The following is a 20,845-nucleotide window of genomic DNA, read 5'->3' as shown; positions in this document are numbered from 1 at the left end:
CCCCCCCCCCCCCCCCCCCCCCCCCCCCCCCCCCCCCCCCCCCCCCCCCCCCCCCCCCCCCCCCCCCCCCCCCCCCGGGCCCTCACCGCTGCTCTCGCCTGGGCTCACCCGGTGCTCGTGAGAGCGGGCGGCGGCCCCGCCCGGTCTCACGAGCTCCCGGTCGGTCGCGGCCCCCCTCTGGCGACCGACCGGGAACCCTCCTCTTCTCCTCGACTTCTCCTCGACCCCGAAGGACCTTCCGTGACCGCCACCAGTGCACCGGCGCGCAGACGCCACGAAGCGCCGGCCGACAAGCCCGCCCGACGACGGTCGCCCGCGACCTGGGTGCGCGGCGGCGGGCTCAGCAACCTGGTCTTCATGCTGCCCGTGATCGTGATCTTCGGGGTCTTCTCCTGGTTCCCGATCGTGCGCGCGCTCCTCATGAGCGTGCAGGAGACGAACCTCGTCGACACCCAGTTCGTGGGGCTCGACAACTTCCGGTACGTGCTCGCCGACCCGCTGCTGTGGACCGCGGTCAAGAACACGGCGTACTTCGCGTTCCTCGCGCTGCTCTTCGGGTACCCGATCCCGCTCGTGGCTGCCGTGCTCATGAGCGAGGTGCGGCGGTACAAGGGCCTGTACTCGGCCCTCGCGTACCTGCCGGTCGTCGTGCCGCCCGTCGTGGCCGTGCTGCTGTGGAAGTTCTTCTACGACGCCGGCCCCCACGGCGTGTTCAACACGATCCTCGGCTGGGTGGGACTCGGCCCCTACCCCTGGCTGCAGGACGCGACCACGGCCATGCCGTCGCTCGTCCTCGCGGCCACGTGGGCCGGGGCCGGCGGCACGATCATCATCTACCTCGCGGCCCTGACGAGCGTCCCGCCCGAGCTCTACGACGCCGCCGAGGTCGACGGCGCGGGCGTGTGGCGCAAGGTGTGGCACGTGACCATGCCCCAGCTCCGCGGGGTCCTGTTCATCACGCTGATCCTGCAGATCATCGGGACTGCGCAGGTGTTCCTCGAGCCGTACCTGTTCACGGGCGGCGGCCCGGCGAACTCGACCATCACGATCCTGCTGCTCATCTACAACTACGCGTTCGCGAACAGCCTGGGCGGCAACTACGGCGCGGCGACCGCGCTCTCGCTCATGCTCGCGCTCGCCCTCGCGGCCTTCTCCGCCCTGTACTTCCGCCTGACCCGGTCCTGGAGCACCTCATGACGACCTCGCGCACCGACCGTCCCGCAGCCGTCCCGCCCGGAGCGTCCGGCAGCACGCCCGACGGCGCCGCCCGGCCCGGTGAGTACCCCTCGCCCGTGGAGATCTCGGCCCAGGGCGGCGGCTCCATGGCAGGGCTCGCCGAGAGGGCCTACCTGACCCGCCGCGAGGGCGACGCGGCGCGCGAGCGCAAGCGGCGCCGTCGGGCCATGGACGGCGTGGCCGACCGCAGCGCCGTGTCCGTCGCGGACTGGCGCCGCCCCTCGGTGCGGTTCGGGATGGGCGGGACGCACGTCCTGCTGCTCGTCCTGCTCGTGGTCGCGGGGCTCGGGCCCATGCTGCTGCTCGCGAAGTTCGCGGTCACGCCCACGCAGGACATCCTGCGCACGCCCATGGCGGTCTTCCCGAACGGCATCGCGTGGGACAACCTCGACAAGGCGTGGAACGAGGTGCAGATCAGCAAGTACTTCTTCAACACGATCTGGCTCGCGCTGGGGTCGTGGGCCGTGCAGATGGTCGTCGCGACGACGGCCGGGTACGCGTTGTCCGTGCTGCGCCCGCGCTACGGCAAGGTGGTCCAGGCCGCGGTGCTGTCGACCATGTTCATCCCGGCCGTGGTGCTGCTCGTCCCGCTCTACCTGACGATCCTGGACCCGCCGCTGCTGGGCACCTCGCTCATCAACAGCTTCTGGGCCGTGTGGCTGCCCGCGGGCGCGAGCGCGTTCAACGTGCTGCTCGTGCAGCGGTTCTTCGACAACCTGCCGCGCGAGGTCTTCGAGGCCGCGCGGGTCGACGGGGCAGGGCCCTACCGGCTGTTCTGGTCGATCGTGCTGCCCATGTCCAAGCCCATCCTGGGCGTGGTGTCGGTGTTCGCGATCATCGCGAGCTGGAAGGACTTCCTGTGGCCGCTCCTGGTCCTCAAGGACCCCCTGATCCAGCCGCTGTCGGTGCGCCTGCCCGCGATCGCGGCCACGACCGACAAGGGGGTGTTCCTCGCGGCGCTCGCGATCTCGACGATCATCCCGGTGCTGCTGTTCCTCGTGTTCCAGCGCACGTTCCTGCAGGGCGCGGGCCTCGGGGGAGCGGTCAAGGGGTAGGCGCGGGGCAGCGGTCCCACGCCCCGGGCGAGGTCGAGAGACGTTCTGACGAACTGTCCCGTCAATGTCACGTCGGCGTCGCACTCCTCGGGCGGAGAACCCCCAGGTACGCCTGAGAGGATGCGGACATGCCCTCGTACTCGCCCCAGACGACGGCCGCCGGACCCGGTGCACGGACCAGCACCGCTCCTGCCGCTGCCGCAGAAGTCCGCCCCTACGACGCCCTCCTCCTCTACTCGTTCGGAGGACCCAACAAGCCCGAGGACGTCGTGCCGTTCCTGCGCAACGTCACGGTCGGCAAGGGGATCCCCGACGAACGTCTCGAGGAGGTCGGCGAGCACTACTACGGGTTCGGCGGCAAGAGCCCCATCAACGAGCAGAACCTCGCCCTCAAGGCCGCGCTCGAGGAAGAGCTCGCGGACCGCGGGATCGACCTGCCCGTCGTGTGGGGCAACCGGAACTGGGAGCCCTACACGCGCGACGCCGTCGAGCAGCTCGCCGAGGTCGGCGCGAAGCGCGCCGTTGCCCTCGTGACCTCGGCCTTCTCGTCCTACTCGGGCTGCCGCCAGTACCGCGAGGACCTCGCGCTCACGCTCGACGCCCGCGGCGAGCTCGGCCCCGACGGCTCGACCGGCATCCAGTTCGACAAGGTGCGCTCGTACTTCAACCACCCCGGCTTCGCGCAGGCGAACGTCGACGCCGTGCTCGAGGCGTACGAGGCGCTCGCGGCCAAGGGCGGCGACGTGCGCGAGGCCCGGCTCGTGTTCGTCACGCACTCGATCCCGCTGACCATGGAGGCCGCGTCGCGCATCTCGCACGCGACCTACTCGCGCCAGCACCTCGACCTGGCCCGCGTCGTCGCCGAGGAGGTCTCGGCCCGCCTCGGTCACGAGGTCGAGTGGAACCTCACGTTCTGCTCGCGCTCTGGCCCGCCCGCTCAGCCGTGGCTCGAGCCGGACGTCAACGACCACCTGGAGTCGCTGGCCGCCGACGACGTCACGAACGTCGTGCTCTCGCCGATCGGCTTCGTGTCGGACCACATGGAGGTCGCGTACGACCTCGACACCGAGGCCATGGAGACCGCGACGCGCCTCGGGATCACCGCGGTGCGCGCCGGGACCGTCGGCACCCGGGCGCCCTTCGTCAAGGGCCTCGTGGACCTGGTCCTCGAGCGGGCGGCCATCGCGCGCGACGAGAAGTTCACGGAGGCCGTGGTCGGCGAGCTCGGGCCGTTCCGCTCGGTCTGCGCACCGGACTGCTGCCTGCGCCGCGACGGCGAGCCCAGCGGCATCCCCGCGCTGTGCAGCACCGACCTGCACCGCTGACCCGACGACCCGCACGACTCCCGGGACGGCGACGTACCGGGAGCACGCACTCCAGAGAGGCACGACGATGAACGACGCGCACCGCGTCCCCGTGGACCACGAGCAGATCAACGACTCGATCCGCTACACGATGTGGTCGGTCTTCGCGCTGGCCGAGTCCCTGCCGGCCGACGCCGCCGAGCGCACCGAGATGGTCGAGGCTGCTCTCGCCGCGGTCGGTGGCGGCGACGACCCGGCGGCCGTCGAGGGCGACCTCGTGGTCCGCGGCTGGTACGACCTGGGGGGCCTGCGCTCCGACGCCGACCTCATGGTCTGGTGGCACGGTCCGACCGTCGAGTCGGTCCAGGGCGCCTACCAGCGCCTGCGGGCGAGCGAGCTCGGCCGTCACCTCGAGCCGGTCTGGTCGAATGCGGCCCTGCACCGCCCGGCCGAGTTCAACCGTGGCCACGTCCCGGCGTTCCTCATGCACGAGGAGCCGGGGGCGTACCTGTGCGTGTACCCGTTCGTGCGGTCGTACGACTGGTACCTCCTACCCGATGCCGAGCGCCGCACCATGCTGCGCGACCACGGGCTCGCGGCCCGCGACTACGCGGACGTGCGGGCCAACACGGTCGCTTCCTTCGCCCTCGGCGACTACGAGTGGCTGCTGGCCTTCGAGGCCCAGGAGCTGCACCGCATCGTCGACCTCATGCGCGACCTGCGGGCCACCGAGGCGCGCCGCCACGTGCGCGAGGAGACGCCGTTCTTCACGGGTCCCCGGACCACGCTGATCGAGTGGGCGGGGCGTCAGCCGCTGTCCTGAGCTCGTGTCCTGCCGCTGAGTGCGGAGTAGTTGTCGCCCATCTGCCCGATCCGCGACAACTGCTCCGCACTCAACGTCTCTGCGGGCGCAGGGCGTCAGCCTGCCGGGACCTCGTCCTTGACGTAGGGGTAGATGCCCGCCAGGAACGCCTGGTCGCTGTCCTTGGTGAGGCGCTCGCCGGACCAGGTCTCCTGCACCCGCACGACCGTGCCGTCGTGGAGCGTGAGGTCCGCTCGGACCGGCCCGGCCCTGACGACCGTGGCCTCGCGGATGTCCTCGAAGGCGAGGTACCTGTTGGACGCGGCGACGTCCGCGACCTCTCCGGACTGCAGCAGGGCGATGAGCCGGTTCTTGCCACCGTCCGACTTCTTGGGGCAGGGGCGCAGGACGAGCCCGGTGTCGAGGACGAGCACGTCGTGCTGGGCCCCGTCGACCTTGACGTTCGCCAGGCCGCCGAGGATCTCGGCCCCGTGTGCCGTCGCCGTAGTGCTGACCTGGACGGCCCGCGCGGTGTCGATCCCGAGCGCCGAGAGGCGCGAGACGGCGTCGTCGACCGTCGCCGGGTCGAGGGCCAGGCGGCCGATCTCCTCGAGCGGGAGCGGTTCACCGTCCGGTCCGACGAGCTGGGCAGGTCCGGACCAGGACAAGCGCCAGGTCCCCACGCCGCTGTGGACGGCGGCCGTCCCGAGCAGGGTCTCGATCGAGGGGGTGAACGCCTCGACGGCGTCCGACTCCGCGACCTCGGGGACGAACTCCCGGACGAGCGGGACGAGGCGCCCGGTCCGCACGAGCGCGAGCACCGTCGTGAGGTCCGCCGACGACTGGCCCGCGACCCGCGCCGCGCCGCGGTACACGAGGTCGGCATGACGCTGCTCGGTCTGGGGCATGGAGCGCTCGGTGAGCGTCTGCCAGTCGACGGCCGTGCGGGTGCCGATGTTGAGTGCCCGCCCGGCAACCTGCGCGCTGCGCTCCTCGAAGCCCGGCACCAGAACGCTGGCCGGCCGCTCGTCGACCGTGACAGAGCCCTCGGGCATCTTCTCCATGGCGGCGATGCGCAGACCGATCGCCGGGTGCGTGTCCCAGCGCGAGTGCTGCTCGTCGGGGGTCTCTTCGCGCATCGACGCGAGCTCGGCGTCCCGTGCCTCGAGGATGCGTGCGAAGCCTCCGAACACGTCGGCCGACGTGGGCGCGTACCCGTTCTCCCAACCGAGGCCGATGTACTGGCGCTCGTAGAACGTCCAGGCGGTGTCGACGAGCGGCACCTCGCGAAGCGCCGACTGCGCGGTCGAGCGTCCGGCCACACGTACCGAGATCTGGTCGGCCTCGAGCTCCTGCCGGCGGCTCACGGCGGCCGAGACCAGGACGTAGAGCTTGGCGTACTGCTTGAGGAACCATCCCACGAGGTTCCCCGAGAGCTCCTGGACGGTCGCCATGATCGCGGAGCGCCCCCGGTAGGTCACGGCGCCGAGACGGGTGTGCTGCTGGGAGTAGTGGCCCAGCTCGTGCCCGAGGATCGATCGCATCTGCGCGACGCTCATCGCCTGGAGCAGCGGGACACCGATGTACAGGTGACGCTTGCCGCCGACCAGGCCGAGGAGGCGGGTCTCCTCGGAGACGGCCGCGTTGACGTCGGCGACCAGGCGGATCTCGTCGGGCACGCGGGTCTGTGCGACGTCGGCCAGCTCGCGGACCGTCGACCACAGCTCGGGGGCGTCGGAGGGGGACAGGACGACGCCCGGCTCGGGCGACGGCTTGGCGCGGGCGACCTTCCACAGGGCGACCACGAGGCCGACTGCGACGACCACGGTGAGGAACCCGAGCTTGGCGGCTCCGGGTCCGGCGTGCTCCGAGAACGCCCACACGGTGGCTGCCCCGAGCCCGACGACCATCGCGAGGGCGACGACGTAGAAGCCGACGAGCATGAGGACTGAGAGCGCTGCTCGCAGGGTGGTGGACATGGTGTTCTCCGACGACGGGGACCGCTCCGATGCGATCCGCTGGCGCCGGAGCCTAGCGGCTCGGGGGCGCGCGGCACCAGCGGATCCAGGGGTGACTGGTCGCTCGTCGTCCGGAGGCGGTGGTCTCGCACGCGCAGGGCCATGCCTACAAGATGCTCAGCATGCTGAGTGTTGGCATGCTGGGAGCATGAGCGCGACCCGAGAAACCACGTCAGCCCAGCCCGCCGCGGCCCCCACGACCGCCGACCGGGTCCGCCAGGTCACCGTCCTCGTCGGAGCCGTGATCGCGATCGTCGGCGCGGCCTTCGGCTCCGGAGCGTTCGGCGGACAAGCCGTCCAGAACGCGTCGGGGGGAGCCCTCGCCGCCGACGCGACCCCCGTCGCGCCGGACGGTCCGGCTTTCTCGATCTGGTCGGTGATCTACCTGGGGCTCGCGGTCTTCGCGGTCTACCAGGCGATCCCGCGCCAGGCCACCGATCCCCGCCTGCGGTCCGTGTCGTGGTGGGTCCTGGTCTCGATGCTCCTCAACGCCGCCTGGATCGGCGTGGTCCAGACGGGCGTCCTGCCGCTCAGCGTCGTCGTGATCGGCCTGCTCGTCGCGGTGCTCGCCGTGATCCTCGTGCGGCTCGTGCGCACCCCGCCCGCGAGCACGGTCCAGGCCGTCGTCCTGGACGGCACGGTCGGCCTCTACCTGGGCTGGGCCAGCGTCGCGACGCTCGCCAACGTCGCCGCCGCGCTCACCGACGCGGGCGTGGGCGAGATGGGTCTCGGCGCGACCGCCTGGGGCGTGCTCGTCGTCGCGGCCGGCGCGGTCCTGGCCGTCGCCTACGCCCTCTTCGCGGCGCGCAGGCCGGTGGTCGCGATCGCGATCGGCCTGGCCATGGCCTGGGGGCTCGGCTGGATCGCCTACGGTCGCGCCAACGGTCCCCTCGTCGACGGCACCGTCGCGGTGGCGGCGGGCGTCGCCGCAGCCGTCGCGCTCCTGGCCCCCGTCGTGACCACGCTGCGCGCACGACGCGGCTGACGCGGCGTCGTCGGGCAGGGAGGTCCTGCCGGGGACGTGCGGGGCCGCCCGGCCAGGACGTGCGACAGGGCGGCCCTCGCCTCGCGAGGACCGCCCTGCCCGGGGCGACGGACGATCGCTACGGGTAGAGCCCGCGGATCTGGTGCGCCTCGGCCGTGCGCTGGATGCCGATGACGAGCGCGGCGTCGCGCAGGCTCAGCTCCTCGCGACGAGCCAGCGACGACACGCCCTGGTAGGCCACGTGCATGCGGTGCTCGAGCTTCTCGCCGATCTCCTGCTCGGTCCACCAGTACGCCTGGTTCGCCTGGACCCACTCGAAGTAGGACACGACGACGCCACCCGCGTTCGCGAGGATGTCGGGCACCACGGTCACGCCGTTCTTGGCGAGGATGCGGTCGCCCGCGGCGGTCGTCGGACCGTTCGCTCCCTCGACGACCCAGCGGGCCTTGACGGTGTGCGCGGTCTCGTCGTCGAGCACGCCCTCCACGGCCGCCGGGATGAGGACGTCCACGGGCAGCGCGAGCAGCGCGTGGTTGTCGATCGGCTCGGCGTCCTCGAAGCCGACCACGGTCCCGGTCTCGGCGACGTGCCGGAACAGCGCCGCGACGTCGAGCCCGTCCTCGTCGTGGATGCCGCCGTACTGGTCGCTCACCGCGACCACCCGGGCGCCCTGGCCCGCGAGGATCGCGGCGGCGTGCGAGCCGACCTTGCCGAATCCCTGCACCGCGATCGACGCGTCCGAGAGCTCGAGCCCCGCCTCGGCGAGCGCTGCCTTGGTCGTGTGGACCACGCCCTGCGACGTCGCCGTGGTGCGCCCGAGCGAGCCGCCCACGGGGATCGGCTTGCCCGTCACGACGCCCGGGATCGTGTATCCCTGGTTGACCGAGTAGGTGTCCATGACCCACGCCATGGTCTGCTCGTTGGTCCCCATGTCGGGGGCCATGATGTCCCGCTCGGGGCCGATCACCGGCATGATCTCGCTCGTGTACCGGCGGGTCACGCGCTCGAGCTCGGCCTGCGAGTACTGGCGCGGGTCGATCGACACGCCGCCCTTGGCCCCGCCGTACGGCAGGTCCACGACGGCGCACTTCCAGGTCATCCACATGGCGAGCGCACGCACCTCGTCGATGTCGACGCTCGGGTGGTAGCGCAGCCCGCCCTTGCCGGGGCCGCGCGACACGTTGTGCTGGACGCGGTAGCCGCGGAACAGCACGATCTCTCCGCTGTCGCGACGCAGCGGGACCGAGACGTTGACCTCGCGGCGTGGTGTCGCGAGCATCTCGTGCAGGCCCGGGTCGTAGCCGAGGATCTCTACCGCGCTCGCGAGCTGGCTGTGGGCCGTCGCGAGCGCCGAGGCCTTCTGGTGGGGCGACTCGGTGGTGGATCCGGCCTGGGTGGCACCGCTGGTGGGCGGCGTTGACGTCGTCGTCACTCTTCCTCCGGGTGATGAGGGTTTTCCGGTCCCGAGGTGAGGGACCGTGCCCGTCCAACGTACCGCCAGGTCGTGGCCCGTTTCACGTCGCCGACCGGATCGTCACCCCAGCGTGTCGATGCTCGCGAGCTCGTCGGGGCTCAGCGAGAAGCCCGTGACGTCGAAGTTCGCCTCGATCCGGGCCGGGGTCACCGACTTGGGGATCACGACGAAACCGTGGTCCAGGTGCCAGCGCACGACGACCTGCGCGGTGCTGACCCCGTGCGCGTTCGCGACTGCCTGGAGTGCGGGCGAGTCGAGGTTGGTGCGCTTGAACGGGCTGTACCCCTCGAGCACCACGCCGCGCTGGGCGTGCTGCTCGACGACGCGTGCGTCGTAGTCGTCGGGGCCCCACGGGATCTGGTTGACCGCAGGGGTCTCGCCGGTCTGCTCGGACAGGACGTCGAGCTGGTCCACCGAGTAGTTCGACACCCCGACCGACCGCACGAGGCCCACGTTGCGCGCCGCGAGCAGCTCGGCCCACACCCAGGGCGAGGCGTCGCCGGACGGCGGCCAGTGGATCAGCCACAGGTCCAGGTAGTCGGTGCCGAGCAGGCGCAGCGACCGTGCCAGGGTCTCGTGCTCGCGGCCCACGTCGGCGGGGCGCAGCTTGGTCGTGAGGAACACGTCCTCGCGCGGCACACCGGAGGCGGCGAGCGCGCGACCCACCTGCTCCTCGTTGCCGTACATGGTCGCGGTGTCGATGTGGCGGTACCCGACGTCGAGCGCGTGGCGCACCGCGCGGTAGCAGTCGTCGCCCTCCGACTGCCACGTGCCGAGGCCGAGCAGGGGGATGTCTCCGCCGGGCAGGGCGGCGGTGGGGATCGAGGTCATGGTTCCCAGTCTTGGCACGGGACGCGCGGGGGCGCGAGCCGGGAGGGCCGACGGGTGAGTATCCTGCGTGCCATGTCCTCGCGTCCTGTCGTCCGCGCGGCCCGCCGCCACCTGCCCGACGACGTCGCTCGCCTCGCGCTCGTCGCTCTCCTGGGGACGGTGCCGCTGCTGGTAGCGGGGTGCTCCGCCCCGACCGAGCAGGCGCCGCCGGCCAAGGACGGGGTCGGTGGGCTGCGCAGCGACCTCTCCCCGCTGACCGAACGGTTCGACGCGTTGGGCGAGCCGGTCGCCGCGACGTGGGCGTCCGGGACCCTCGGGGACGGGCGTGCGCCCGGACCGTCGACGTACTGGGTCGACGCGGTCGTCGAGCTCGAGCCCGCGCAGGCGGCGGCGCTGGTCGCGCAGTACGCACCGGCTCCCACCGAGGACCGTCCCCAGGTCGTCGCGGACCTGGACGCGTCGCTCCCCGCAGGGGACCTGCTCGGTGGGGACGCGCTCGACGCGGCGTTCACCCAGGACGGCTTCAGGGCCGACGCCTACCTCGACGCCGCGGCGGGGGTGCTGGTGCTGGTGGCCGTCGGGCAGTAGGTCGGTCGGGGCCGACGACACGCCCTGCGCACCCCGGCGCGCGGGTGCGCGAGCCGGGAGGGCGACCTACCGCCGCGCCCGCCGCCGGAAGGACGACGGAGTCTCGCCCGTCAGCCGCGCGAACGTCCGGGTGAACGCCGGCTGGTCGTAGAAGCCCGTGACGACCGCGATCTCGGCGATGGGGGCGTCGGAGCCCGCGAGCAGCTCGGCCGCCCGGTCGACCCGGGAGCGGAGCACGAGCTGGCGCGGGCTGAGCGAGAACACGCGCCGCACGCGGCGGTCGAGCACCGCGGGCGTGCACCCGGCCAGTGCCGCGAGGTCCGCGACCGTGAGCGCCTGCCCCAGACGCTCCTCGATGCCCGCGACGAGCCGCGCCATCGAGTCCATCGAGGCGTCGTCGGCGTCGTCCTCGCGCAGGTCCTGCGAGACCGAGACGAGCCCGACGAGGTGACCGGCGCCGTCGTGCACCGGGAGCTTGGACGTGAGGAACCAGCCGGGCGTGCCGCCCAGGCGGCGGATGAGCTCGAGCTCGTTGCGCAGCGGGCGGCCCGTGCGCAGGACCTCGGCGTCCTGCTGGTCGTAGCGCTCGGCGAGCTGGGGGACGAACAGGTCGGTGGCGCGCTTGCCGAGGACCGCGCGGCGGGAGCGCTCGTGCGTGCGAGCGACGAAGACACGGTTGACCAGCACGTACCGACCCGTGACGTCCTTGGCGCAGAACATGGTCGACGAGAGCTCGTCCATGAGGTCGACCATCGCGGGGCTGAGGGCAGCCAGCAGCGCCTCGCCGCCTGGCCAGGTGCGTGGTGGGGTGGACTTGTCCGGAAGCGATGCCATGACAGCCCGGATCGTACAAGACGAAGCGTCAGCAACGGAGGCACGCTAGGAGGATGAGCAGCCACGACTCGAGCGCCCCCGCCGGTGCTCCACGCGCGGACGACCGGTCACGAGCCGGCGACTCCGCGCCCCTGACCAGCGTCGACGTCCAGACCGACACCCCGGTCGAGACCCTGACCGACGACGCCGCGCGCCTCGCCCGCAGCTGGATCGCCGCCGCGGCCGCGGCCTCCGAGGGCGCGCGCGAGCGCAGGACCGCCGAGCGCCTCGGCGCCCTCGTGTCCGACCCCGCGGGCCTCGAGCTCGCGGTGCGGTTCGTCGACAACGTCGCCCGCCCCCAGGACGTCCAGGTCGCCGCGCACGAGCTCGGCCTCCTGGGCGACCTCGCGGGTGGTGCGAAGGGCTTCCTCGGCCCCGTCGACACCGCGTTGCTGCGCCTCGGCGCCCGCATGGCCCCCGTGCTGCCGAGGGTCGTCGTGCCCGCCGCACGGATCCGCCTGCGCCAGCTCGTCGGTCACCTCGTGGCCGACGCCGGCCCGGGGCTCGGCAAGCACCTCGCACGCACGCGCGCCGAGGGGTACGCGCTCAACGTCAACCTCCTCGGCGAGGCCGTGCTCGGCGAGGACGAGGCCCAGGCCAGGCTCGCGCGGACCATCGCGCTCGTCGAGCGTCCCGACGTCGACTACGTCTCGGTCAAGGTGTCCTCGGTGGCCTCCCAGCTCGTCACGTGGGACCTCGAGGGCTCGCGCGACCGCGTCGTCGAGCGCCTCCTGCCGCTGTACCGCGCCGCGCGCGACCACGGGGTGTTCCTCAACCTCGACATGGAGGAGTACCGCGACCTGGCCCTGACGACCGAGGTCTTCCAGGCGATCCTGGGGCGTGAGGAGTTCCGCGGCCTCGAGGCCGGGATCGTGCTCCAGGCGTACCTGCCCGACGCGCTCGGCGCGCTCGACGGCATCACCGCGTTCGCGACCGAGCGCGTCGCGGCGGGCGGCGCCCCCGTCAAGGTGCGTCTCGTCAAGGGCGCGAACCTCGCGATGGAGAAGGTCGAGGCCGAGCTCCACGGCTGGGCCCAGGCCCCCTACCCGACCAAGCCCGACGTCGACGCGAACTACGTGCGCCTCGTCGACCACGCGCTGCGCGCCCCCCGCACCGACGCCGTGCGCATCGGCGTCGCGAGCCACAACCTGTTCCACGTCGCGCTCGCGATCCTCACCGCACGTGCGCGCGGGGTCGCCCACGCGCTCGACGTCGAGATGCTGCAGGGCATGGCGCCGGGCGAGGCGCGGGCGGTGCGGGACGAGGTCGCTCGGGACGCGGGCCGCGTCGTCCTGTACACCCCGGTCGTGGCCCGCGAGGACTTCGACGTCGCGATCTCCTACCTCGTGCGCCGCCTCGAGGAGAACGCGGCCGAGCAGAACTTCCTGCACGCCATGTTCGCTCCCTCGGACCACCCGTCGGACCACCCCTCGGACACCGCGATGGACCGCCAGGAGGCCGCCTACCGCGCCTCGGTCGAGCTCGGCACCCGCTACTCCGCAGCGGACGTGACGCCGCGTCGCCAGGCGCGCGACGCCGTCGGGCACGTGGCCGCCGGGGAGCGGTTCACCAACGCCGCCGACACCGACCCGGCCGTCGCGGCGAACCGCGTCTGGGCCGCGCGGATCGTCGGACCGGACTCCGGGTTCGTCCCCGCGCAGTCGCCCGAGGTGACCAGCACGGACCAGGTGGACGACGTCGTCGCGCGCGCCGGCAGGGCCACCGCGGCCTGGGCGCAGGTCGCCTCCGCGGACCGCGCCCGCGCCCTGCGCGCCGTGGCCGCCCGGCTCGAGGAGGCCCGCACCGACCTCGTGACCGCCATGGTGCACGAGCCCGGCAAGACCGTCGCCGAGGCCGACCCCGAGGTCAGCGAGGCCGTCGACTTCGCGAGCTACTACGCGCAGTCGGCCGAGGCGCTCGACCAGGTCCCCGGCGCGACGTTCACCCCTGACGGCGTGACCCTCGTGACCCCGCCGTGGAACTTCCCCGTCGCGATCCCCGTGGGCGGGATCGTCGCGGCGCTCGCGGCCGGCTCGGCCGTGATCGCGAAGCCGGCCCCGGCGACGCCCCGCTGCCTCGAGGTCGCGGTCGCCGCGATCCACGCGGGGCTCGCGGACGCCGTGGCGGACGCACCCGCCGGGAGCACCCTGACGGGGGACGCCGTGCGCGACGTCGTGCAGCTCTCGCGCGTGCCCGACGGTGACCTCGGTCGCCATCTCGTGACGCACGAGGGTGTGGCCCGCGTCATCCTCACCGGGGCCATCGAGACCGCGCAGACGTTCGCGTCGTGGCGTCCCGGCCTGGACGTGCTCGCCGAGACGTCGGGCAAGAACGCGATCGTCGTGACGCCCTCGGCGGACCTCGACCTCGCGGCGGCCGACGTCGTGCGCTCGGCGTTCGGGCACGCGGGGCAGAAGTGCTCGGCGGCCTCGCTCGTGATCCTCGTGGGCTCGGTCGGTGACCAGCGGACCGAGACGGGTCGCCGGTTCTCTGTGCAGCTCGTCGACGCGGTCCGTTCGCTCGCGGTCGGCCCGGCCACCGAGGTCTCGACGACCATGGGGCCGCTCACCGAGGCGCCCGGCGACAAGCTGCTGCGCGCCCTGACGACGCTCGAGCCCGGCGAGCAGTGGCTCGTCGCGCCGCGCCGCCTCGACGCCGCTGGTCGTCTCTGGACCCCGGGCCTGCGCTCGGGCGTCGCGCCGGGCTCGTTCTTCCACCTCACCGAGGCGTTCGGCCCGGTGCTCGGGATCATGACGGCTGCGACGCTCGACGAGGCCATCGAGCTGCAGAACGCGGTCTCGTTCGGCCTCACGGGCGGCATCCACAGCCTCGACGACACCGAGGTCGACACCTGGCTCGACCGCGTCCAGGTCGGCAACGCCTACGTCAACCGCGTCATCACGGGCGCGATCGTCCAGCGCCAGTCGTTCGGCGGCTGGAAGCGCTCGGCCGTGGGCCCGGGCGCGAAGGCGGGCGGCCCCAACTACGTGGCCGAGCTGGGCACGTGGAGCGACGCCGTCACCGCGGGCTCGGCGAGCGCGGTGCCCGACGCCGGAGCCGTCCCCGCGCGGGAGACCTCGCCCGAGGCGTGGCTCGCGTGGGCCCGGGCCGACGACGCCCGCTGGTGGGCGCACGAGTTCGCGGTCGAGCACGACCCGTCGGCGCTGCACGTCGAGTCGAACGTGTTCCGGTACCGGCCGATCGACGTCCTGACGGTCCGCGTCGGGGACGGGGCTGCGCCCGTCGAGGTCGAGCGCGTGCTGTCCGCGGCGCGCACGGCCGGGGTGCCGGTCGTCGTGAGCCGCGCCGACGGGCCGTCGGCCGTGAGCCACGAGGCGTTCGCCGCGTCGGTCGAGCGCGGCGAGGTCACGGGGCGGGTGCGCGTCGTGGGCTCGGCGCCCGGGCTGCGCGAGGCCGCGGCGGGCCACGTGGGCGACGTGACGGTGCTGGACCACCCGGTGCTCGCGAGCGGTCGGCGCGAGCTGCTGATGGTCCTGCGCGAGCAGGCGATCAGCCGGACGATGCACCGGTTCGGGCACGTGACGCGCTGACCCGACGTGTCAGGACCAGCGTGGTCCAGGGTCACGCTGGTCCTTGCACGAGGTCGCCCGAGGCTCGGTCAGGTGCGCCGCCGGGTCAGGGGCAGGTCGTCGTCGCGCAGCACGTCGGACAGTCGTCGACCGGCGAGCGCGGCCGCGTACGCGGGGTCCGTCCCGAGGTCGCGCGCCTCCTGGAGCACGTGGCCCCGGACACCCATCGCGGAGAGCTGCCCGCAGAGCTCGAGGACGTCGTGGCGCGAGTGCACGGTCGGGTCGACCGTGGTCCGCACCTCGTGCGGGACGCCCGAGCGCTGCAGGGTCGCGAGCGACCGGTAGGCGGCCTCTCCCGAGGGCCCGGCCCCCGTGATCCGTGCGTACTGGTCGGGCAGGTCCTTGATGTCGAGCCCGACCCAGTCGACGAGAGGCAGGACGTGCTCGAGGCGCGCGGGCCACGGGCCCGCGGTGTGCAGCCCGACGCCGAAGCCCAGGTCTCGCACGTCGGCGATCGCCGCCGGGAGCGCGGCCTGGAGGGTCGGTTCACCGCCCGAGAAGACGACGCCGTCGAGCAGCCCCTGCCGCTGCGCGAGGAACGCCAGGACGTCGGTCCAGGGGATCGCGCGCTGCGCGTTGCGGGGTGCGGCGGTGACGAGGTCCGGGTTGTGGCAGTAGGTGCAGCGCCACGGGCAGCCCTGGAGGAAGACCGTGGCGACGAGCCGGCCCGGCCAGTCGACGGTCGAGAGCGTGGTCAGGCCCGCGACCACGAGGGGCGGGAGCGCACGGGCCTCGGACGTGCCTGCGGTGGCGGTCAATGTCGTGTCCTTCCGGCCGGTCGTCAGGGGTCGTGAAGCGGTCCCCGGGCAGGCTCGGGTCAGCGTCGGCACGACGTGCCTCGACGGTACGGCGAGGGGGCGCGCGACTCACCGACACCCTTTGTGAGAACTTTCACAAGGGGTTGTCAGCATGATCCGGAGCGCGGCAGGGCCGGTCGCACCCCTCGTTCGTGCGCTGGGGCCTAGGCTCGTGCCGTGCTCCCGCGGAACGGGCCCCGCCGACCGCGGCACACGTCCGACCTCGTCGAGGAGGCCCCGTGCTCGCTGTCTGGATCATCGTGGTCGTGGCGCTCCTCGTCGCGTGGCTCGCCTGGCTCGGCGCGACCGACCGGATGACGCGCAACGGCCTGATCGGGATCCGGACCCCCGCGACCCAGCGCAGCGACGCGGGGTGGATCGCCGGGCACCGCGCGGCGCTCAAGGTGGTGCTGCCGGGGGCGGCGCTCGTCGTGGCGCTCGCGGTCGTCGGGAGCGTCATGGGGCCAGACGGCGCCACGGACGTCGTGTTCTTCGTCGTCGCCGGAGCGCTCCTCACCGAGGGGATCACGGCGGCGGCCGTCGCTGAGGTCGCGGCGCGCGGCGCGGACGCGGGACAGGGCGCCGAGCGCGCCGAGCAGTGGGACGTCGACTAGCGCGCCACGGTCAGTCCGACGCCCCGCGGATGAGCTCGGGGGAGAAGACGCGCGGGGACCGCGAGACGGGGTGGCCCGCGATGAGGTCGAGCAGCATCCCGGTCGCGGCCTTGACCATCTCCACGACGGGGTTCTGCACGGTCGTCAGGGCCGGGCTGGTCGCCCCGGCGACGCCGAGGTTGTCGAAACCGACGACGGCCACGTCACCAGGCACGGACTTGCCCCGTGCACGGAGCACGCGCAGCGCGCCCTCGGCCATGAGGTCCGAGGCGGCGAAGACCGCGTCGATGTCGGGGTGGCGGTCCAGGAGCTCCTCCATGGCCGCCGCCCCGCCGGCCGCGGCGAAGTCCCCCGAGGCGATCGCGTCGTCGGGCAGGCCCGCCGCGCGCAGCGCCTCGCGCCAGCCGGCGAGGCGGTCCACGCCCGCCGTCATGTCCTGGGGGCCGGTGATCGTCGCGATGCGGCGGTAGCCGCCGTCGATCAGGCGCTGGGTCGCGATGCGCCCGCCCTCGACGTTGTCCACGTCGACGTAGACCAGGTCGTCCATGGCCGTGAAGGGTCGCCCGACGAACACCGCGGGGAGCGGGGAGGCGAGCACGGCGCCCTCGAGGTCGTCCTCGCGGTGGTGCGACGTGATGATCGCGCCGTCCACGTGACCGCTGCGCAGGTAGCGCACGATGCGGCCCGCGTGCTCGTCGGGCCGGGCGATGAGCAGCACGAGCTGCAGGTCCGTGGGGGCGAGCGCCGCGCTGACCCCGCGCAGGGTCCCCGACAGGAACGGGTCCGTGAGGATGCGCTCGTCGGGCTCGGGGACCACGAGCGCGATCGAGTCGGTGCGCCGTGTCACGAGGGACCGTGCCGCCCTGTTCGGGGTGTACCCGAGCTGGGCGACGGCCGCGTCCACGGCGGCCTGCGCCTCGGGGGAGACGCGCAGGCCGCCGTTGATGGCACGGGACGCGGTCGAGCGGGACACGCCGGCCGTCTGTGCGACCTCGTCCAGGGTCGGCGCGGGACTCAGGGTGCTCATGGTCTCAGTATCCTGCCAGGCCTGGATGAGAGAACTGCCACGTTTCCGCTCGCGCCCTCAGGGGCGGGCGGGAACCGCGTTCTGGGACGCGACCTGGGCGAACCAGTGCCCGCTCGCCTTGACGGTGCGCTCCTGGGTCTCGTAGTCGACCCGGACGATCCCGAAGCGCTTGGAGTAGCCCCAGGACCACTCGAAGTTGTCCAGGAGCGACCAGGCGAAGTAGCCACGGACGTCGGCGCCGTCGTCGATCGCGTCCTTGACGGCCCGCAGGTGGGCGTCGAAGAACTCGAGGCGGTTCTGGTCGTCGACCGACCCGTCGGCCTCCACGACGTCGTCGTAGGCGCAGCCGTTCTCGGTGATGTAGAGCGGCACCCCCGCGGGGCCCGTGTAGTCCGCCTGGAGGCGGTTGAGCAGGCGGGTGAGCCCCTCCGGCTGGACCTCCCAGCTCTGGTCCGTGACGGGCAGCCCGCGCGGGTGGTTGAACACGCCGTCGGCCGCGGGGTACGGGCTCGACGTCGGACGCTCGACCGGCGCGGAGCCGTCCAGCGTGGTCGACGCGGGCCGTGAGGAGACCAGCTCACCGTGGTAGTAGTTCACGCCGAGCGCGTCGATGGGCGACGAGATGATCTCGAGGTCGCCGTCCTGGACGTGCTGCGCGAAGCCGTACTCCTCGACGTCCGCGAGGACGTCGGCCGGGTACTCGCCCTTGATGACCGGGTCGAGGAAGATCCGGTTGAACTGACCGTCGATGCGGCGGGCCGCGTCGACGTCGCCCGGGTCGGTCGGGTCGAGGGGGTCGGCGACCGTGAAGTTGAGCGTGATCCCGAGGTTCGCCTCGGGGGCCCGCTCACGCAGCGCCTGGACCGCCAGGCCGTGGCCGAGCAGGAGGTGGTGCGCCGCGGCCAGCCCGTCGGGGCGGCTCTGGCGCCCGGGGGCGTGGACGCCACCCGTGTACCCGAGGAAGGCCGAGCACCACGGCTCGTTGAGCGTCGTCCAGACCCCGACACGGTCGCCGAGCGCCTCGTGCATCGTCACGGCGTAGTCCGCGAAGCGGTAGGCCGTGTCGCGGTTGGTCCATCCGCCCTGGTCCTCGATCGCCTGCGGCAGGTCCCAGTGGTAGAGCGTGATCCAGGGCAGCAGGTCCTTGGCGAGGAGCTCGTCGACGAGGCGGGAGTAGAAGTCCAGCCCCTTCTGGTTGACCGCGCCGCCGCCCGGCTGGACGCGGGCCCACGACGACGAGAACCGGTAGGTGCCCAGGTTCAGGTCGGACAGGAGCGCGACGTCCTCGCGGTAGCGGTGGTAGTGGTCGCACGCGACCTCGCCGTCGTCGCCGCCCAGGACGGCCCCCGGGACGCGGCAGAACGTGTCCCAGACGGAGTCCTCGCGGCCGTCGGTGTGCGCAGCCCCCTCGATCTGGAACGCGGCGGTCGCGGCGCCCCAGAGGAATCCCTGGGGGAACTCGACGCGGTCGGTGGCGCCCAGGTGGCGGGGGGTGATGATCTCGGTCATCCCTTGACAGCTCCTTGCATGATGCCGGCGACCAGCTGGCGACCGGTGAAGATGAACAGCACGATCAGCGGCAGCGTCACGAGGAACACGCCCGCCATGACGAGCGAGTAGTCCACGAAGTAGTTCGCCTGCAGCGACCGCACCACGAGCGGCAGCGTCGGGTTCTCCTGGTTCAACACGATGGACGGCCAGAAGAAGTTCGTCCACTGCTGGACGAACGTGAAGAGGCCGAGCATCGCGGCTGCGGGCCGGGCTGCGGGCAGGGCGATCGACCAGAAGGTCCGGAACATCGAGGCGCCGTCGACGCGTGCGGCCTCGATGAGCTCGAAGGGCAGCGACTCGGACAGGTACTGCGTCATCCAGAACACGCCGAACGCGGTGACGAGCGACGGCACGATCACGGCCTGCAGCTTGCCGATCCACCCGAGGTCGGACATGAGGATGAACATGGGGATCACGCCGAGCTGGGTGGGCACGGCCATGGTGGCGATGACGAAGACCAGCAGGGGGCCGCGGCCACGGAACCGGAGCTTGGCGAACGAGTAGCCCGCGAGCGTGGAGAACAGGACCACGGACAGCGACGTGATGACCGCGATGATCACCGAGTTGGTGAACGCCTTCCAGAAGTTGATCGCGCTCGACCCGATGACCTCCGCGAACTGCGTGAACAGGCTCATGTCGGGCAGGAGCTGCGGCAGCGCGTCCTTGGAGATCGCCTCGGGAGTCGACGAGCCCAGGATGAGCGTGAAGTACAGGGGGAAGACCGAGACCAGCAGCACGAGGCCGAGGATCGCGTAGGTGATCCAGCCCGGTCGGCGGGTGTAGCCTCCGGTGCCCTTGCGGACCGGGCGGCGGTTCGGGCGCCGGGCGGCCGCGCGGGCGGCGCCCGCTCCGGCGGTCTGCGCGACGACGGGGATCGAGCTCATCGCTTCTTCCGTTCGTTCGGTGCGCTCGTGGGCGCGCTGCTGGGACGGCGTGCGGGAGTGCCTCCGCGCGGGCTGGACGCGTTCTGGGCGCGGACCGCGGCGGCGGCTGCCTTGCGCCGGGCGCGCTGGACCGATCGTGGCGCCTTCTTGCTGGGTCCCGACGTCGAGATGCTGCGCGTGATCGCGAAGTTCACGAGGCCGATGAGCAGGATGACGATGAACAGGATCCAGGCGATCGCTGCGGCGCGGCCGAAGTTCTTCTGGTTGCCCCACGCGACGTCGTACAGGTAGAGGACCGTCGTCATCCACTGGCGGTCCGCTCCGCCGAGGCCCTGCGCGTCGAACGCACGGACCTCGTCGAAGATCTGCAGGCCACCGATCGTCGACGTGATGATGACGAAGATGATGGTGGCGCGGATCTGCGGGACGGTCACGGAGAAGAACTGCCGCAGGCGGCCTGCACCGTCGATGATCGCGGCTTCGTAGAGCTCGCGCGGGACGGCCTGCATCGCCGCGAGGAAGATGAGCGCGTTGTAGCCGGTCCAGCGGAAGTTGACCATCGAGGCGATCGCGACGTGGCTCGCGAAAGCGTCGGCGTGCCAGCGGATCGGTTCGATCCCGATCACTCCGAGCAACCCGTTGATGAGACCGTACTGGTCGGCGAAGAGGCGGCCGAAGATGAGGCTGACGGCGATGGGGGCGACGACGTAGGGAAGCAGGACGCCCATGCGCCAGAAGGTCGCGGCCCGCAGGTTCTGGTCGAGCAGGGCGGCGATGATGATCGCGCAGATCACCTGCGGGACCGAGGAGAGCACGAAGATCGAGAACGTGTTGCGCAGCGACTTCCAGAACGTGGGCTGTGCGAGCACGTCGGTGAAGTTCTGGAGGCCGACGAAGTCTCCCTGCCCGCCCAGCAGGTTCCACTCGTGGACGGACACGAACGCGGTGTACGCCAGGGGGAACAAGCCGGTGATGGCGAAGAGGACGAAGAACGGGGAGATGTAGAGGTAGGGGGAGAGCTTGACGTCCCAGCGGCCGAGGCGCTGGGAGAAGCCGACGCGCCGCTGAGGGCGTGGTGCCGGCCCGTCGAGGCCCTGGTTGGGCTGGGTGGGAGTGAGGACGCTCATCCGACTTTCCTGTGCTGGGTCGAGCGGGGACGCGATGCCCGACGGCGGGCTGGGACGTGGGAGCGGGGGGGGGGGGGGGGGGGGGGGGG

17 protein-coding genes are annotated in these 20,845 nt (G+C 72.5%); 8 read left to right on the top strand and 9 right to left on the bottom strand.

Translation table 11 applies throughout. From position 1 onward, the window contains the following. Window positions 1-240 precede the first annotated feature (240 nt). From H9640_RS11875 to hemQ, 4 genes are all read left to right on the top strand, one after another. Window positions 241-1,197, top strand: a complete 957-nt coding sequence (locus tag H9640_RS11875; RefSeq protein ID WP_318243758.1) for a carbohydrate ABC transporter permease — start codon at window positions 241-243, stop codon at window positions 1,195-1,197. Between the two features lie 206 nt (window positions 1,198-1,403). After that, the gene (locus tag H9640_RS11870; RefSeq protein WP_225227121.1) at window positions 1,404-2,291 is read left to right on the top strand and encodes a carbohydrate ABC transporter permease; all 888 of its coding nucleotides are present in this window, start codon (window positions 1,404-1,406) and stop codon (window positions 2,289-2,291) included. 128 nt (window positions 2,292-2,419) lie between these two features. Then, window positions 2,420-3,616, top strand: coding sequence for a ferrochelatase (locus H9640_RS11865; RefSeq protein WP_191790900.1), 1,197 nt, complete (start codon window positions 2,420-2,422; stop codon window positions 3,614-3,616). Between the two features lie 67 nt (window positions 3,617-3,683). After that, window positions 3,684-4,418: a hydrogen peroxide-dependent heme synthase gene (hemQ, locus tag H9640_RS11860; protein WP_191790899.1), complete on the top strand. Its 735-nt coding sequence runs from the start codon at window positions 3,684-3,686 to the stop codon at window positions 4,416-4,418. Between the two features lie 95 nt (window positions 4,419-4,513). Here the strand turns inward: hemQ and H9640_RS11855 are convergent, their stop codons facing one another. Further along, on the bottom strand, window positions 4,514-6,376 hold the full coding sequence (locus tag H9640_RS11855) for a M48 family metallopeptidase (protein ID WP_191790898.1): 1,863 nt from the start codon (window positions 6,374-6,376) through the stop codon (window positions 4,514-4,516). A 187-nt stretch (window positions 6,377-6,563) separates the two neighbouring features. On the opposite strand from H9640_RS11855, the gene H9640_RS11850 reads away from it, so the two are divergent. Continuing rightward, complete coding sequence (locus H9640_RS11850) at window positions 6,564-7,400, top strand: tryptophan-rich sensory protein (RefSeq protein WP_191790897.1); 837 nt, start codon at window positions 6,564-6,566, stop codon at window positions 7,398-7,400. Between the two features lie 118 nt (window positions 7,401-7,518). Here the strand turns inward: H9640_RS11850 and H9640_RS11845 are convergent, their stop codons facing one another. Continuing rightward, a complete protein-coding gene (locus tag H9640_RS11845; protein WP_191790896.1) occupies window positions 7,519-8,832 on the bottom strand; it encodes a Glu/Leu/Phe/Val family dehydrogenase in 1,314 nt (437 codons plus the stop codon). A gap of 102 nt (window positions 8,833-8,934) precedes the next feature. After that, a complete protein-coding gene (locus tag H9640_RS11840; RefSeq protein ID WP_191790895.1) occupies window positions 8,935-9,705 on the bottom strand; it encodes an aldo/keto reductase in 771 nt (256 codons plus the stop codon). Between the two features lie 72 nt (window positions 9,706-9,777). Between H9640_RS11840 and H9640_RS11835 the strand changes: the two genes are divergently transcribed. Beyond that, window positions 9,778-10,293 carry a hypothetical protein gene (locus H9640_RS11835; RefSeq protein WP_225227076.1) on the top strand — a complete coding sequence of 172 codons (516 nt, stop codon included), beginning with the start codon at window positions 9,778-9,780 and terminating at the stop codon, window positions 10,291-10,293. 66 nt (window positions 10,294-10,359) lie between these two features. Here H9640_RS11835 and H9640_RS11830 read toward each other — a convergent pair whose 3' ends face one another. Continuing rightward, window positions 10,360-11,127: an AraC family transcriptional regulator gene (locus tag H9640_RS11830; RefSeq protein WP_191790894.1), complete on the bottom strand. Its 768-nt coding sequence runs from the start codon at window positions 11,125-11,127 to the stop codon at window positions 10,360-10,362. Between the two features lie 53 nt (window positions 11,128-11,180). On the opposite strand from H9640_RS11830, the gene H9640_RS11825 reads away from it, so the two are divergent. After that, window positions 11,181-14,717, top strand: a complete 3,537-nt coding sequence (locus tag H9640_RS11825; protein WP_191790893.1) for a proline dehydrogenase family protein — start codon at window positions 11,181-11,183, stop codon at window positions 14,715-14,717. Window positions 14,718-14,785: 68 nt separating this feature from the next. Here H9640_RS11825 and H9640_RS11820 read toward each other — a convergent pair whose 3' ends face one another. Then, window positions 14,786-15,514 (bottom strand): anaerobic ribonucleoside-triphosphate reductase activating protein, encoded by a 729-nt coding sequence (locus H9640_RS11820; RefSeq protein ID WP_191790892.1) that lies wholly within the window; start codon window positions 15,512-15,514, stop codon window positions 14,786-14,788. A 278-nt stretch (window positions 15,515-15,792) separates the two neighbouring features. Here H9640_RS11820 and H9640_RS11815 point away from each other — a divergent pair, with 278 nt between their 5' ends. Next, entirely contained in the window at window positions 15,793-16,167 is a 375-nt protein-coding gene (locus H9640_RS11815) for an SdpI family protein (protein WP_191790891.1), read from the top strand. Window positions 16,168-16,177: 10 nt separating this feature from the next. Here the strand turns inward: H9640_RS11815 and H9640_RS11810 are convergent, their stop codons facing one another. Genes H9640_RS11810 through H9640_RS11795 form a run of 4 tightly spaced genes read right to left on the bottom strand, consistent with a single transcriptional unit; the run spans window position 16,178 to window position 20,756 of the window. After that, window positions 16,178-17,194, bottom strand: a complete 1,017-nt coding sequence (locus tag H9640_RS11810) for a LacI family DNA-binding transcriptional regulator (RefSeq protein WP_191790890.1) — start codon at window positions 17,192-17,194, stop codon at window positions 16,178-16,180. 57 nt (window positions 17,195-17,251) lie between these two features. Then, a complete protein-coding gene (locus tag H9640_RS11805) occupies window positions 17,252-18,703 on the bottom strand; it encodes a GH1 family beta-glucosidase (RefSeq protein ID WP_191790889.1) in 1,452 nt (483 codons plus the stop codon). Further along, complete coding sequence (locus H9640_RS11800; RefSeq protein ID WP_191790888.1) at window positions 18,700-19,629, bottom strand: carbohydrate ABC transporter permease; 930 nt, start codon at window positions 19,627-19,629, stop codon at window positions 18,700-18,702. The genes H9640_RS11805 and H9640_RS11800 overlap by 4 nt, the downstream gene beginning before the upstream one ends. Further along, the gene (locus H9640_RS11795; protein ID WP_191790887.1) at window positions 19,626-20,756 is read right to left on the bottom strand and encodes a carbohydrate ABC transporter permease; all 1,131 of its coding nucleotides are present in this window, start codon (window positions 20,754-20,756) and stop codon (window positions 19,626-19,628) included. Before H9640_RS11795 ends, H9640_RS11800 begins: the two co-directional genes overlap by 4 nt. Window positions 20,757-20,845: the final 89 nt, after the last annotated feature.

Origin of the sequence: Oerskovia gallyi (genome assembly GCF_014836745.1) — a bacterium.
Lineage (GTDB): Bacteria > Actinomycetota > Actinomycetes > Actinomycetales > Cellulomonadaceae > Oerskovia > Oerskovia paurometabola.
This window is presented reverse-complemented; position numbering and strand designations above follow the sequence as displayed.

Bases quoted from the DNA above. Each gene is read 5' to 3' on its own strand.
- H9640_RS11870 (WP_225227121.1), top strand. From the start codon at position 1,404: ATGGACGGCGTGGCCGACCGCAGCGCCGTGTCCGTCGCGGACTGGCGC.
- H9640_RS11865 (WP_191790900.1), top strand. From the start codon at position 2,420: ATGCCCTCGTACTCGCCCCAGACGACGGCCGCCGGACCCGGTGCACGG.
- hemQ (WP_191790899.1), top strand. From the start codon at position 3,684: ATGAACGACGCGCACCGCGTCCCCGTGGACCACGAGCAGATCAACGAC.
- H9640_RS11855 (WP_191790898.1), bottom strand. From the start codon at position 6,376: ATGTCCACCACCCTGCGAGCAGCGCTCTCAGTCCTCATGCTCGTCGGC.
- H9640_RS11850 (WP_191790897.1), top strand. From the start codon at position 6,564: ATGAGCGCGACCCGAGAAACCACGTCAGCCCAGCCCGCCGCGGCCCCC.
- H9640_RS11840 (WP_191790895.1), bottom strand. From the start codon at position 9,705: ATGACCTCGATCCCCACCGCCGCCCTGCCCGGCGGAGACATCCCCCTG.
- H9640_RS11835 (WP_225227076.1), top strand. From the start codon at position 9,778: ATGTCCTCGCGTCCTGTCGTCCGCGCGGCCCGCCGCCACCTGCCCGAC.
- H9640_RS11830 (WP_191790894.1), bottom strand. From the start codon at position 11,127: ATGGCATCGCTTCCGGACAAGTCCACCCCACCACGCACCTGGCCAGGC.
- H9640_RS11825 (WP_191790893.1), top strand. From the start codon at position 11,181: ATGAGCAGCCACGACTCGAGCGCCCCCGCCGGTGCTCCACGCGCGGAC.
- H9640_RS11810 (WP_191790890.1), bottom strand. From the start codon at position 17,194: ATGAGCACCCTGAGTCCCGCGCCGACCCTGGACGAGGTCGCACAGACG.
- H9640_RS11805 (WP_191790889.1), bottom strand. From the start codon at position 18,703: ATGACCGAGATCATCACCCCCCGCCACCTGGGCGCCACCGACCGCGTC.
- H9640_RS11800 (WP_191790888.1), bottom strand. From the start codon at position 19,629: ATGAGCTCGATCCCCGTCGTCGCGCAGACCGCCGGAGCGGGCGCCGCC.
- H9640_RS11795 (WP_191790887.1), bottom strand. From the start codon at position 20,756: ATGAGCGTCCTCACTCCCACCCAGCCCAACCAGGGCCTCGACGGGCCG.